Consider the following 645-nt stretch of genomic DNA (forward strand, 5'->3'; position numbering starts at 1 on the left):
CATTGTCGATAGATCGTTGATAGGAACTATCGACCGTCAGGGACGCGATGTGCACCCGTTCAATGCTCGGCATGCTTCCGCGGGCTTCCCCAAAGGCTATTTTCCGTTCGCTTCCCCGCTTTTGACCGGCACCCGCTTTGCTTCTCGTGCCGAACTGAGCGGATTTTCCAGGACCAATAGCGGTGATTTTCGGAATGGCTTCGGCAGTAAGACCTGCGAGAAGTTCAGGAATCTCTTGCTGTTCCCGGCACCATAACTTGCCACCGTACTCAATGACAACATGACCAATATGGACGCGAGTTGTGCCAAGTGGCGTCGGAATCAGGAAGGATCCATTGGGTAATTTACCCTCTGTAATTCGATTGCGAACCCAGTGCGGCATCTCGGAACCGTCGTTAAGCCAGGTACGAATCCCTTCAGCCAAAGACATTTGCTGTTGTGTCATCATTGTTCTCCTGAAACGTCGTGACCTTATGTGCACGACGCCACAGGCTAACGGCGGCATATTTCATCAACGAGAATGAACGAGCAGTTTTGCAAATTTTTCGTGTATACTGGTGATAGCTAACTCGCGATACGGTAATCGGCCAACAGGTTTCTGTTATTTCATACTCTTATCCAAGATCAACCACTACCGCTTGAACC

The 645-nt window shown here is 50.1% G+C and carries 1 protein-coding gene; it reads right to left on the reverse strand.

Annotated elements, in window-relative coordinates; translation table 11 throughout:
• A partial coding sequence (locus VZ95_RS24800; RefSeq protein ID WP_156995519.1) for a hypothetical protein occupies window positions 1–448 on the reverse strand: 448 nt, incomplete at its 3' end.
• Between the last annotated feature and the right edge of the window lie 197 nt (window positions 449–645).

This window comes from Elstera litoralis, assembly GCF_000963705.1.
Lineage (GTDB): Bacteria > Pseudomonadota > Alphaproteobacteria > Elsterales > Elsteraceae > Elstera > Elstera litoralis.